Below are 13,131 nucleotides of genomic sequence, written 5' to 3'. Positions count from 1 at the left end.
ACCAGCGCAACGGAGATAATCAGCGTCTGTTCGACTTCCTCCAGCGAGGCGCGAATGGTCGGTGAACGGTCCTGGGCAATTTGCAGATCGATGGCGGCCGGGACCAGCGTTTGTAACTCCGGTAATTTGGCCCGAATGCTGTCTACCGTCTGAATAATATTGGCTTCTGGCAGCTTGCGGATCATCAGCAGGATAGCCGGTTTTGCGTTGGTCATCCCCGCGTTACGTACGTCCTGCACCGAGTCGCTCACAGACGCAACATCGCCCAGCCGCACCGCAGCGCCGTTATTATAGTGGATGATAATCGGCTGGTACTCGGCGGCGGTTTTCAGCTCATCGTTGGTTTGTACCTGCCAGCGGTGGGTATCATTCTCGATAGCTCCCTGCGGCTTACGCACATTGGCGTTAGCAATCGCGCTACGCACGTCGTCCAGCGACACGCCCTGATTAAACAGCGCTTGCGGATTAAGCCCTACGCGCACGGCAGGCAGAGAGCTGCCCCCAACGTCGACGTCACCCACGCCGTCGATTTGCGCGATGGTCTGTGCTAATTGGGTTGATGCGAAATCGTACAGCTCACCCTGCGAGTAAGTGTCCGACGTGAGCGTCAGGATCATGATTGGCGCATCGGAAGGGTTGGCTTTGCGGTACGTGGGGCGGCTTGGCATGCCGCTGGGTAGCAGGCTTTGCGCTGCGTTGATCGCGGCCTGAACATCCCGCGCCGCGCCATTGATGTCACGGTCGAATTTGAATTCAAGAATAATGCGCGTACTGCCAAGGGAACTGCTCGAGGTCATTTCGTTCACGCCCGCGATGCGCCCCAGTGAGCGCTCCAGCGGGGTGGCTACCGAAGACGCCATCGTTTCAGGGGAAGCGCCGGGTAATGATGCGCTGACCATGATCACCGGGAAATCCACCTGCGGCAGCGGAGCTACCGGCAGCAGACGAAAGCCCAGTATCCCGCACAGGGTGATGGCCACCGAAATGAGAATGGTCGCCACCGGACGATGAATGAAAAGCGCGAAAAATTTCATTTACGCTTCCTCTTCCTGACGCGGGAAGCGGCTTTTCACGTACAGCGACAGACGGTCAAACAGCAGATAAATCACCGGGGTGGTAAACAGGGTTAATACCTGGCTTACCAGCAGACCGCCGACCATACCAATTCCTAATGGACGACGTAATTCGGCCCCCACGCCGGTACTTAACATCAGCGGCAACGCGCCGAGCAGTGCCGCCAGCGTAGTCATCAGAATCGGGCGAAAACGCAGCAGACAGGCCTGGAAAATAGCGTCGCGTGGGGTCATGCCCTGTTCGCGCTCCGCGGCAAGGGCGAAGTCGATCATCATGATGGCGTTTTTCTTGACGATACCGATAAGCAAAATAATGCCGATAATCGCGATGACGTCCAGTTCACTGCCGGCAATCATTAACGCCAGGAGGGCGCCGACGCCCGCCGTGGGTAGCGTGGAGAGAATGGTAATCGGGTGAATAAAGCTCTCATACAGCACGCCGAGGACGATATACATCGCGACAACCGCAGCCACAATCAACCAAATGGTATTACCCAGTGCGGCCTGGAAAGCGAGCGTACTGCCCTGGAACTGGGTGGTAATATTTGCTGGCAGATTGAGCGTTTTTTCGGCATCCAGAACTGCCTGCACCGCATCGCCCAGCGAATGACCGTCCGGTACGTTGAACGAGATGGTGGTGACCGGGAACTGATCGAGGTGGTTAATCGACAGCGGAGCGAAACGCTGTTCAATGCTGGCGATTGCGCTAAGCGGAACCACGCCGCCGTCGCTGCTGGTCAGACGGATAGTGTCCAGTGCAGCAAGCCCCGGCGTACTATTGGTGTCATGCTCTAACACGACGCGATACTGGTTGGCTTGGGTGTAGATGGTTGAAATCAGTCGCTGGCCGAAGGCGTTGTACAGGGCGTTATCGACATCCGCCATGCTGATGCCTAAACGGCTGGCGCTATCGCGATTAACGTTCACATACGCCACCAGCCCTTTGTCCTGCCAGTCGCTACTGACATCGGACAGTTGCGGTAGCTGGTGTAGTTTTTCTAACAGCTGTGGAACCCAGGTGCTGAGGGCATCAAGGGACGTTGCTTGCAGCGTAAACTGATATTGCGTCCGGCTGACCTGGGTATCAATCGTCAGGTCCTGGGTGGGCTGAAGATAGAGATCAACGCCGGGTACTCTGTCAACCGCGTCCTGTAGGCGTGCGATCACTTTCTGCACGCGATCGTCGCGATCGTCCAGCGGCTTAAGGTTGATTTGCAGACGCGCGCTGTTTAATGCCGGATTAGTACCATCCACGCCGACAAAAGCGGTCAGGCTCTCTACCGCCGGATCTTGAAGGATGACATCGGAAACCTGGCGCTGGCGCTGGGCCATGCTGGCAAATGAACTGGACTGCGGCGCCTGCAGCGTACCCTGGATGATGCCGTTGTCCTGGATCGGGAAGAATCCTTTGGGGATAAAGACCCATAACATAACGCTCAGTGCCAGCGTGCCGAGCGCCACGCCCAGCGTGAGCCACGGATGGTTCAGCACTTTTGCCAGCCAGTGACCGTACCCGGCAATGACGCGATCGAACATACGCTCCGAGGCACGGGAAAAGCGGTTTTGCTTGCGCAACGAGGCCTGATTAAGCATGCGCGCGCACATCATCGGCGTGAGGGTGAGCGAGACGACGGCGGAAATCAGAATTGCCACGGCCAGCGTAACGGCAAACTCGCGGAATAATCGGCCAACGATATCACCCATAAACAACAGCGGGATCAGCACGGCAATTAGCGAAAATGTCAGAGAGATGATGGTAAAACCAATCTCACCAGCCCCCTTCAGGGCGGCAGTCAGCGGTTTTTCGCCTTTTTCGATATAGCGTGAAATATTCTCGATAACCACGATAGCGTCATCCACTACGAATCCTGTCGCGATGGTTAGCGCCATTAGGGTCAGGTTATTGATGGAGAAATCAAGAAATACCATCACCGCGAAAGTACCGATGAGCGACAATGGAACGGCGACCGCAGGAATAATCGTCGCCGGAATATTGCGCAGGAACAGGTAGATGATCATCACCACCAGCGCAATCGCCAGCATTAGCTCAAACTGGGTGTCTGCAACGGACGCACGAATATTGGTCGTACGATCCGAAAGCACGCTGACCTTAACTGATTTGGGCAGGCTTTCGGTGAGCTGCGGCAGCATTTGACGGATACTGTCTGCCGTGGAGATGATGTTCGCCCCAGGCTGGCGCTGAACATTCATCACAATGGCTTGTTGCTTATTGGCCCATGCGCCCAGCCAGCTATTTTCTGCCCCTTGTTCGACGGTGGCGACATCGCCCAGACGAACCGGCGCACCGTTTTTATAGGCAACAATGAGCTGGCGATATTCGTCTGCGGACTGCATCTGGTCGTTGGCGGAAAGGGTGACAGCACGCGTTGGGCCATCAAGACTCCCTTTTGCCGAATTGACGTTAGCCCCGGTAATGGCTGTACGGATGGTTTCGCTGGTCAGACCGAGTGCGGCAATAGCCTGTGCGTTAAGCTTCACGCGGACCGCCGGCCGTTGCCCGCCGGAAAGTGTTACCAGACCGACACCGGAAACCTGAGAGATTTTCTGCGCGACGCGGGTTTCGACCATATCTTCCACCTGCGTCATCGGCATGGCGCTGGACGTGACCGCCAGCGTCATGATCGGTGGATCTGCCGGGTTTACCTTGCTGTAGACCGGCGGATTGGGCAGATCGCCCGGTAATAAATTGGTGGCGGCGTTAATCGCCGCCTGAACTTCCTGCTCGGCAACATCCAGCGGGAGTGTCAGTTGAAACTGCAACGTGACGACCGATGCGCCGCCGGAACTTTGCGAGGACATCTGTTTTAAGCCGGACATCTGTCCGAACTGACGCTCAAGCGGTGCGGTTACCGCCGAGGTCATGACGTCCGGGCTGGCGCCAGGGTACAGCGTAACGACCTGAATCGTGGGGTAATCGACTTCCGGTAAGGCAGCGATCGGCAGGAAACGATAACCGATAATACCGGCAAGCAAAATCGCGACCATCAGCAGCGTGGTGGCGACAGGTCGCAGAATAAACAGGCGTGATGGCCCGCCTGTGTTGTGCGGAGGTAACACCTGCATCAGGAGTTAGCTCCTTTTTTGCCGTATCCGCGGGGCGCAGTTTTCTCGTCCTGAACTGAGGCGTCATGCGCCTCTACAACTTCTACTTTTGCGCCTTCCGTCAGGCGGTCAATACCGTCGGTTACGACCCGAACACCTGCGGACAACCCGGCGGCGATCACTACTTTTTGGCTATCCTGAATACCTGGTTTAACCAGATGTTTGCTCACTTTATTCTCGCTGTTCAGCACCCAGACAAAATGGCCCTCATTGCCCATCTGCAGGGCGGCCGTTGGGATCACCACGGCGTTTTGTTCCGTGTCGACCAGCATGCGGGCGTTAACGAACTGGTTAGGGAATAAAGCATCATCCTGATTGTCAAAACGGGCTTTAACTTTGATGGTTCCGGTCGTGGCATCAATCTGATTGTCGAGACTGAGCAGGACGCCTTCGCTCAGTTTTTGCGAATTGGTTCGGTCCCAGGCTTCGACCTTTAACGGAGTCCCCGATTTTTGCGCCCGCAACACGGTGGCAATGTCGTTTTCAGGCAAGGTGAATATCAGGTCGATAGGATGGGTTTGCGTAATGACGACGATTCCGGTGGTATCGCCGCTGGAAATTTGGTTACCGACGTCGACCTGCTTCAGACCGACACGCCCCTCTACAGGCGCGGTTATCCGGCTCCAGTCAAGCTGCAATTGGGCGCTGGCGACGCTGGCTTCATCGGCTTTGATTGTCCCTAACGTTTCATTTACCAGCGCCTGCTGGGCATCCAGCTCCTGGCGAGAGACCAGATTAGTTTTCACCAGTTGTTGATAGCGGGCAAGATCGCGACGGGCATTTGCCAGCGTGGCTTTATCTTTGGCCAGTTGGCCTTGCGCCTGAGCCAGAGCAACTTTGAACTGGCTGGGATCTATCTCTGCCAGCAGGTCGCCGGCTTTTACCTGCTGTCCTTCCTCGAAGTGTAAGGCAATGAGCTGACCATCCACCCGGCTACGTACCGTGGCGGTATTTGCGGCAGTAATGGTACCCAGTCCTGTTAGGTAACGCGGAACGGCTTCCATGGCGGCGGTGGCAGCCTGAACGGGAGCCAACGGCCCGGAGCGCATTCCACGCCGTCCCGAACCTGGCGTGTGCTGCGCTGGTTTGGTCGCGCCCGGTGCGTTTTCCTGGGCGTCGTTACGGCTTTGCCAGAACCAGATGGCGGCGACGGTGGCCACAACGATCGCGATTGCTATCACCCAGCGGGATTTTTTACTGCCTTTCATTGTTATAAGTTTCTCATCCTGAAACGATTCGCGGAATGATACTAGTTTAGCCAGCGAACAAGGGAGAAAAATGGAGGAATTATGAAACACTGTCGGGATTCGTCTGAATGCCGATGCGGCTTTGCGAAGCGTTACGCAACAATCGGTGGTGAAGATAGCGAATACGTGATTGTGCGTTAGAGTGCTGACAAGGCAAAAAGGAGGAAAGCCAGAGATTTCAGCGGGACGCTGGAACGGAAAAGCCCCTCCCGAGGAAGGGGCCAAAATAGGGAAAGGGTTATGATGAAGCAGGTCATCATCCTGGTGATACTCTTAGTGATTAGCTTACCGGCTTACTAAGACACCAGGAGGAGGGGAAGCCCTCCCTAACCCTCATTCCTGTAAATAAGCCACAGCAATGGTGATGTCAATACGCGTACTTTTCAGCATGCGAGCCGCTTAGCGGAAAACAACGTCAGCCCAGCGGGCCAGTCCGGCAGTAACGGAACCGAAATCATCGCCCCCCGCGATCGGAATCCCGGGAAGTTGCTGGGCGAGGGCTTTTTTAATCAGCGGCGAACGCGCGCTACCGCCGGTCAGGTAAATCACGTCCGGTTTTTCCTGCGCGTTTTCCAGCGCCAGTTGAACCTGCTCCAGAATGCGCGCCAGGGGATGATTGAGCGCAGCTTCCAGCCCGTGTTGACTGATATCGGTTGCCAGCGTGTTGCTGATAAACGGTATCGCCGCCGTCACAATGGTCTGATCGGAAAGCGCGATTTTGCTCTCTTCTGCGCTGCGCACCAGGCGATAGCTCAGACGCTCGCGCCAGACTTTAAGCAGTAGGGCGACTTTATCGGCTTCTTTCGCGTCACGGACAAGATCGTTGAGCAAGCGACCGTTGGCGCTACTGTAGAAGTCACTTTGCGCGGGAACATCGTTGATCGCGACCGCGTTCCACCAGGGCAGAATAGGTAAGGCGATCCCTTTTTCCGTTTCTCCCCCCATACCGAGCAGCGGCATCAGATGTTTAAACGCCAGCGCAATATCCAGATCGTTCCCGCCAACGCGGCAGCCGCTATGCCCCAGCAGGCTGTTTTCGCGATCGGCGCGCTGATGCCATTGCGGCCCCATCAGCAGCAGTGAACAGTCGGTTGTACCCCCGCCAATATCCACCACCAGCACGCGTTTTTCTTCCTGCAGCGTGGCTTCGTAATCCAGACCAGCCGCTACCGGCTCGTACTGGAAGACGACATCCTGAAAACCGGCGCGTTTGGCCGCACGTTCAAGAATACCCTGCGCCTGGGCGTTGGCATCATCGCCCCCTAACCCCTGGAAGTTGATGGGACGACCAATAACGGCCTGGGTGATGGCTTCCGGCAACTGATTTTGTGCCTGGTTGCGTATGTGCAGCATCATCGCGCAGACCAGATCTTCAAACAGCGCAACCTGCTGCGGCTTCAGACCGCTGGCACCCAAAAATGATTTTGGCGATTTAACGAAGTACACCTCTTCCGGGTCTTCAATATATTGACCCAGCGATGCCAGACCGAACTGCACGCTGTTGGCGTTAACGTCGATGTCTTCTTCGCGGTTATAGCGCATCGCGCGGCGAAGCAGCGCCTGCGTTTCGTCGTCAGTGGTTGGGATGTCGTGATGGCGATACAGCCACTCGCTGACCGCTTCGCGCGTTGGCGCGCACAGCATTGAAGGCAGAAGCGTGCTGTTATTTTCCATTTTGAGCAGGTGAGGCTGCCCGTCACGCATAACGGCCACTGAACAGTTTGCCGTACCGTAGTCAAAACCAATAAACACCGTAAAAATCCCCATGCCAGTGAAGAAGGGGCGTGACTTTAACGAAATGTTGACGCTCCGACAACTGGAATGTGAAAGCAAGGCGCATCGATTGAATACCGTTTATGCTGTAGGTTTGCATAAAAAGGAAAACTGAATGTTCACGCTGAGCTGGCAACCGCCTTATGACTGGCCCTGGATGCTGGGATTTCTTGCCGCCCGTGCGGTTGACGGTGTCGAAACGGTGGAGGAACTGAGTTATACCAGAAGCCTGTCCGTAGGGGAGCATCGGGGTCTAGTGCGCGTCGTACCGGATTTGCACGCCAATGTGCTACACGTGACGTTAAGTTCGGGATTACAACTCGCCGCCCCCGAGTGCCTGGCGAAAATAACCCGCTTGTTTGATCTTACCTGTTGCCCGCAGCAAATAGTCAGCGCGCTGGGAAGCCTTGGTGCGGCGCGTCCGGGACTGCGCCTGCCGGGATGTGTCGATGCTTTTGAGCAAGGGGTACGGGCGATTTTAGGGCAGTTAGTCAGCGTGGCTATGGCGGCAAAACTGACAGCGAAAGTCGCGCATGCTTATGGCGACACGCTGGAGGATGCGCCAGGGTATGTTTCTTTTCCCACGCCTGAAGCGCTTGCTGACGCCGAACCGCTGCACCTGAAAGCGTTAGGGATGCCGCTCAAACGCGCTGAAGCGTTGATTCACCTGGCGCGTGCAACGCTTGAAGGAACGCTTGCGACAGTAGCGCCTGACGATATTGAGCAAGGCGTTAAGCAACTACAAACGTTTCCCGGAATAGGGCGCTGGACCGCCAACTATTTTGCGCTGCGTGGTTGGCAGGCGAAGGATGTTTTTCTGCCGGATGATTATCTGATTAAACAGCGTTTTCCCGGCATGACGCCAGCCCAGATCCGGCGGTATGCAGAGCGTTGGAAACCCTGGCGCTCCTATGCACTCTTGCATATCTGGTACACGGATGGCTGGCAACCGTCAGTTGATGGCGAAATTACTGGTATTCAGTAGCAGATCCAGCGGTTGGGCGTTGGCAATAATGTCGCCATAAATCATATCAATACCGATGCCGGAAAGCGCATCCATGATAAGCGGCAACTGCACCGGACCGGCGATGCTTTTAATGTCCAGACGCTGGGCATGTCCCTGGATAATGGACACCCACATCTCGTCAATCAGGTCTCCGTGAGCGCTGGCGCTTAGCTCGCTGTCGAGCAAAAGGTAATCGACAATGTGGTATTTCAGATTGTCAAAAAGCTCTAAATCACGACCGACCTGACTTAACACAATTCGACAACCGAACTGACGTAGCCGATGCAGGGCGGATATCGCCTGCGTTGGATTCGTTTTGATGACGCTGGCCGGAACGGTCAGGTGCAGCAGCCGTGGCGGTAACGGGCTATGTTGCAATTGTTCCAGCAGCTCATCAACAAGTTCTGAATTGAGCAGCCCGGCGGCGGAAAGGGGGAGCGCAACACTGAGGCCCTTGCTGGCGACTGCCGGGGCAGCATTCTGGAAGAATTCGCTGAATACCCGACGGTCGAGCGCTTGATTCAATGTGGGATCGACCAGCCCGGTACGGAATGTTTGCTCTTCAATCACTTCGCCTTCAGCGGTCCCTAAGCGTAGCGATATAAGCCAGAAGCTAAACGTCTCAGGTATACGTGGAGAAGCCACGCCTCTGGCGATCATCAGCATGGGGCTATGCATAATGGTATGCTTTTGTTCGTCCAATGACAGTTGGCTACGCGCGGCATGCGCCTGGCTTTGCTGGGGTTCATAGACGCAGACACGCCCACGTCCGCTGTTTTTCGCCGCGTAGCAGGCGATATCCGCCTGAGACATGACGTCAGTCGCGATATGGTTTTTGTCATCAATCAGCGTAATTCCCGCACTGGCGCCAATGCGGTGCAAGCGGCCATCCCACATGAAGTGGTAATCGTTAATAGCACTGATGATGCGACCTGAGATGAAGCGGGCGCTTTCGATATTACAATCCGGCAGCAACAGACCAAACTCGTCGCCGCCAAGGCGCGCCAGCATATCGCTGGACCGCAGCATGCTTAGCATCAGTGAAGAGAGTTCGCGCAGCAGGGCATCGCCAGCGGCATGCCCTGCGCTATCGTTCACCGCTTTAAAACGATCAAGATCGATAAAAACCAGCACATGACTCTGGTGCGCGTCGTGTACCGTATGCAGCAACTGTTTGAGATGGTTTTCAAAGCTGACCCGATTGGCCAACTGCGTCAGGTCGTCATGCGAAGCGCTGTAGCTAAGCTGGCGCAGCATCTTACGTGACTCGGTGACATCCTGAATGACCAGCACCGAGCCAATGCTGCCGCCATCAAGGGTACTGAGGGGCGTGATGCTGTACTGAATGTCATAACTGTTGCCGTTGCGACAATGCAGGACGACTTCTTGTTCCATTGCCTTACGCGACATGTCGGCGCTGTAGATATTTTCCATCAGCGGACCGTTATCGCCGAAAGTAATACGCAGTACCGTCAGGAGCGGAATGCCAATTGCGTTTTCCTGCTGCCAGCCGCTCATTTTCTCAGCGACCGGATTCATAAAGGTCACATTCATGTCGACATCAATACAAATCACCGCCTCGCCGATGGAGTCCAGCGTAATATGCAAACGCTCTTTTTCTTGAAACAGCGCTTCGTTGAGCTGCTTCACCTCGGTCATATCCATATTGATGCCAAGTAAGCGTTCAACTTCACCGTCTTTATTCAGTACCCGGTTGGCCAACGAGCGGATATGCCGTATGCCACCTTTTACTGCGATACGAAACTCAAGCTTAAACGGGGCTCGTGCGGCCAGCGAATCGCGAATCACATTTTCGGCGTGTTCGCGATCTTCAGGCACAACGCATTCATACCAGACTTGCCAGCTGGGCTTGATATGTGCCGGGACTTCGTAGAGATCGAACATACGCTTATCCCAGCTGATCACATCAGGCTGCAGTTCCCATTCCCAAATGCCGATCCCCCCGGCTTCATTAGCGAGCGTAATGCGCTCCATCAGCCGTTTGTTCATCCACTCGGTATGCTTCAGATCGTTAATATCCTCAATCTGCGCAATAAAGTAGAGTGGGGTGGTGTCGCTATGGCGCACCAGCGAAACGGCCAGCAAGGCCCATACCACCTCGCCTGCGCGCGTGTAATAGCGTTTCTCCATGGAATAGCTGTTAATTTCCCCGCGCGCCAGCATGTTTAACTGTTCGAGGTCATTGTTCAAATCTTCCGGCCAGGTTAATTGCTGGAAGGTGAGCGAACGTAGCTCCTCCTGGCTATAGCCCAGAAACTGGCACAAGGCTTTATTGGCCTGCAGCCATTGCCCCTCGGTCCCGACCAGCGCCATGCCAATTGCGGAATATTCCATAGCATTGCGAAAGCGCGCTTCGCTTTCTGAGATGTGTTTGCGTTCTGCCCGAAACGCGTACATCACCATGGTCATCATATTGGCTGGCAACAGGATCATCAAAAACGGCAGCCACGGTATGCTGGTCATCATGTTCTGTTTGGGGGTGTAGAGCAGCGAAGGGTCAGCGGCCAACATCAGCGAAACCATCATCACGGTGCTGAGGAAAATTAAAAACGCCTCCATACGCGGCAGACGGACAGCGCTCCACATCAACAGGACAATAACGCAGGTAAACGGCCATGGAATGAACATCATCGACAGCCAACTGAACGTTAACGTCACCAGAAGCGTAATCAGAGTTTCAAGCAGTAATCGCGGATTGCGGTGGCGCAGCAGATAATGTGGCTTAAACAGTAAACCTAATGGTACCAGCGCCAGCGCGCCGATGGATTCTGACAGCACCCAAATGAGGAAGGTATTTAACGACGTTTCTTGCGGTAATAATAACCAGAGTAATACGCCGCCCAGCAGCGGAGGGACCACTGCGCTGCCGAATGCCAGGCGCGCCCAGTCGTTGAGATTTTGTAAAGGATTGTACCAGGGCAGCAGTTTGCGCAATAACATTGCCCCCACGACAGCCTCAATAATGTTGATGGCCGTGTAGGTAAAGCTAAGCGACTCGCCGGGGAAGAAGAGCAAAGAACCCGCGATGTTACCCAATGAGCACGCCAGCGCGATCCCCGGCCACATTTTTCCCGCATGGCGGTAAAAAGCCACCATCATGATTGAGGTCGGAAACCACAGCGGCGCCAGCTGCGCACCGAAACGAGACAGTTCCAGCGAGAACAGCGTAAAGATGAAAGCCACCAGACCTAAACTGGCCAGGCGCAGTAGAGGATGAGGTAAGGTAACTAAAACATGTTGGGATTGTTTACTCATTACCACTCTACCCAAATAGCCGTTGTCGCCCAGTAGAGATGCCGGACGCATCACATTTAATCTGGGTTTATGCTAGTACAAATAATTTACAATTTATACGCCAGCTGCTCATAAATTAACACTCTCAAGCTATTAATTACTAAGGCTGGCGAATAAATGTAGCGCATGCTTTAAATATGACCGTTTTAATTTGCGACAGGGAAGGCATTGGTGCAGCCTGGGCTGGCGTCGCGCCGCTGAAATCCCTATAATTGCCGCGTTTGGCGTTTCGGCGCCGCCCTTCCTAACATCCAGGTTAATCAGGTCGCTAAATTTATGACTGATCAGTCCCATCAGTGCGTCATTATCGGCATTGCCGGCGCATCGGCTTCCGGCAAGAGTCTTATTGCCAGTACTCTTTATCGCGAATTGCGTGAACAAGTCGGTGACGAACATATTGGCGTTATTCCCGAAGACAGCTATTACAAAGATCAAAGCCATCTATCGATGGAAGAGCGTGTAAAAACCAACTACGACCATCCGAACGCGATGGATCACAGCCTGCTGTTCCAACATCTGCAAACGCTGAAACGCGGTAGTGCCATTGAGCTGCCGGTGTACAGCTACGTTGAGCACACGCGCACGCAAGACACTATTCATATCGAACCCAAGAAAGTCATCATCCTGGAAGGCATTTTGCTGCTGACGGATGCGCGTTTGCGTGATGAGATGAACTTCTCTATTTTTGTTGATACCCCGCTGGATATTTGCCTGATGCGCCGTATCAAGCGCGATGTGAACGAACGTGGTCGTTCAATGGATTCAGTGATGGCGCAATATCAGAAAACCGTCCGTCCGATGTTCCTGCAATTTATTGAGCCTTCAAAACAATACGCCGACATCATTGTGCCGCGCGGGGGTAAAAACCGCATCGCCATCGATATTCTGAAGGCTAAAATCAGTCAGTTCTTTGAATAAGTTCAGCGAATTGTGTACCGTTCAGTGATAACCTGGTTCACCCTTAATGCACCTGGCATTAAGGGGTTGAAGCACGAAAGGAGAAAGTGCCATGCGTTTATGTGACCGAGATATTGAAGCCTGGTTGGATCAAGGTCGTCTGTCGATCAATCCACGCCCTCCTGTCGAGCGAATCAACGGCGCCACGGTAGATGTGCGCCTTGGCAACAAATTCCGTACGTTCCGCGGGCATACGGCGGCGTATATCGATCTGAGCGGACCGAAAGATGAAGTCAGCGCCGCGCTGGATCGCGTGATGAGTGATGAAATCGTCCTCAAAGACGGCGAGGCATTTTTCCTGCATCCGGGCGAACTGGCGCTGGCAGTGACGTTCGAATCCGTGACGCTGCCTTCCGATCTTGTGGGTTGGTTAGATGGCCGCTCTTCGCTGGCGCGTCTGGGACTGATGGTACACGTCACCGCACACCGTATCGATCCGGGCTGGTCTGGCTGCATCGTACTGGAGTTTTACAACTCCGGAAAACTACCGCTGGCCCTGCGTCCTGGCATGCCGATTGGCGCATTAAGCTTCGAACCGCTTTCCGGTCCGGCGGCGCGACCTTACAACCGTCGTCAGGATGCAAAGTATCGCGATCAGCAGGGCGCCGTTGCCAGCCGGATCGATAAAGACTGAGTA

At 54.7% G+C, this 13,131-nt stretch carries 9 protein-coding genes; 4 read left to right on the top strand and 5 right to left on the bottom strand.

What is annotated here, in order from left to right; genetic code table 11:
- The 3 genes from KQJ19_RS10575 to KQJ19_RS10565 all read right to left on the bottom strand — a co-directional run.
- A partial coding sequence (locus KQJ19_RS10575) for an efflux RND transporter permease subunit (RefSeq protein ID WP_216403642.1) occupies positions 1-1,034 on the bottom strand: 1,034 nt, incomplete at its 3' end.
- Positions 1,035-4,157, bottom strand: coding sequence for an MdtB/MuxB family multidrug efflux RND transporter permease subunit (locus KQJ19_RS10570; RefSeq protein WP_216403641.1), 3,123 nt, complete (start codon positions 4,155-4,157; stop codon positions 1,035-1,037).
- Positions 4,157-5,404, bottom strand: a complete 1,248-nt coding sequence (locus KQJ19_RS10565; protein WP_216403640.1) for an MdtA/MuxA family multidrug efflux RND transporter periplasmic adaptor subunit — start codon at positions 5,402-5,404, stop codon at positions 4,157-4,159. Before KQJ19_RS10565 ends, KQJ19_RS10570 begins: the two co-directional genes overlap by 1 nt.
- Before the next feature lie 279 nt (positions 5,405-5,683).
- On the opposite strand from KQJ19_RS10565, the gene KQJ19_RS10560 reads away from it, so the two are divergent.
- Complete coding sequence (locus KQJ19_RS10560) at positions 5,684-5,743, top strand: type I toxin-antitoxin system Ibs family toxin (protein WP_109017525.1); 60 nt, start codon at positions 5,684-5,686, stop codon at positions 5,741-5,743.
- Positions 5,744-5,842: 99 nt separating this feature from the next.
- Here KQJ19_RS10560 and yegD read toward each other — a convergent pair whose 3' ends face one another.
- A complete protein-coding gene (gene yegD, locus KQJ19_RS10555) occupies positions 5,843-7,195 on the bottom strand; it encodes a molecular chaperone (protein WP_216403639.1) in 1,353 nt (450 codons plus the stop codon).
- Between the two features lie 136 nt (positions 7,196-7,331).
- Here yegD and alkA point away from each other — a divergent pair, with 136 nt between their 5' ends.
- A complete protein-coding gene (gene alkA, locus KQJ19_RS10550; protein WP_216403638.1) occupies positions 7,332-8,201 on the top strand; it encodes a DNA-3-methyladenine glycosylase 2 in 870 nt (289 codons plus the stop codon).
- Here the strand turns inward: alkA and KQJ19_RS10545 are convergent.
- Positions 8,169-11,498, bottom strand: a complete 3,330-nt coding sequence (locus KQJ19_RS10545; RefSeq protein ID WP_019077140.1) for a diguanylate cyclase — start codon at positions 11,496-11,498, stop codon at positions 8,169-8,171. The genes alkA and KQJ19_RS10545 overlap by 33 nt on opposite strands.
- A gap of 315 nt (positions 11,499-11,813) precedes the next feature.
- Between KQJ19_RS10545 and udk the strand changes: the two genes are divergently transcribed.
- A complete protein-coding gene (gene udk / locus KQJ19_RS10540; RefSeq protein ID WP_003036776.1) occupies positions 11,814-12,455 on the top strand; it encodes a uridine kinase in 642 nt (213 codons plus the stop codon).
- Between the two features lie 91 nt (positions 12,456-12,546).
- Positions 12,547-13,128, top strand: coding sequence for a dCTP deaminase (gene dcd / locus KQJ19_RS10535; protein ID WP_016153598.1), 582 nt, complete (start codon positions 12,547-12,549; stop codon positions 13,126-13,128).
- Positions 13,129-13,131: the final 3 nt, after the last annotated feature.

Source organism: Citrobacter sp. S46_ASV_140 (assembly GCF_018919545.1).
GTDB classification, from domain to species: Bacteria; Pseudomonadota; Gammaproteobacteria; order Enterobacterales; family Enterobacteriaceae; genus Citrobacter; species Citrobacter braakii.
The sequence above is the reverse complement of the archived record's forward strand: the minus strand, read 5'-3'. Positions and strand labels throughout refer to the sequence as shown.

What these genes read in the sequence shown, in the direction of transcription:
- dcd (WP_016153598.1), top strand. Translation starts at nt 12,547, where the DNA reads ATGCGTTTATGTGACCGAGATATTGAAGCCTGGTTGGATCAAGGTCGT.
- KQJ19_RS10570 (WP_216403641.1), bottom strand. Translation starts at nt 4,157, where the DNA reads ATGCAGGTGTTACCTCCGCACAACACAGGCGGGCCATCACGCCTGTTT.
- udk (WP_003036776.1), top strand. Translation starts at nt 11,814, where the DNA reads ATGACTGATCAGTCCCATCAGTGCGTCATTATCGGCATTGCCGGCGCA.
- alkA (WP_216403638.1), top strand. Translation starts at nt 7,332, where the DNA reads ATGTTCACGCTGAGCTGGCAACCGCCTTATGACTGGCCCTGGATGCTG.
- KQJ19_RS10565 (WP_216403640.1), bottom strand. Translation starts at nt 5,404, where the DNA reads ATGAAAGGCAGTAAAAAATCCCGCTGGGTGATAGCAATCGCGATCGTT.
- KQJ19_RS10545 (WP_019077140.1), bottom strand. Translation starts at nt 11,498, where the DNA reads ATGAGTAAACAATCCCAACATGTTTTAGTTACCTTACCTCATCCTCTA.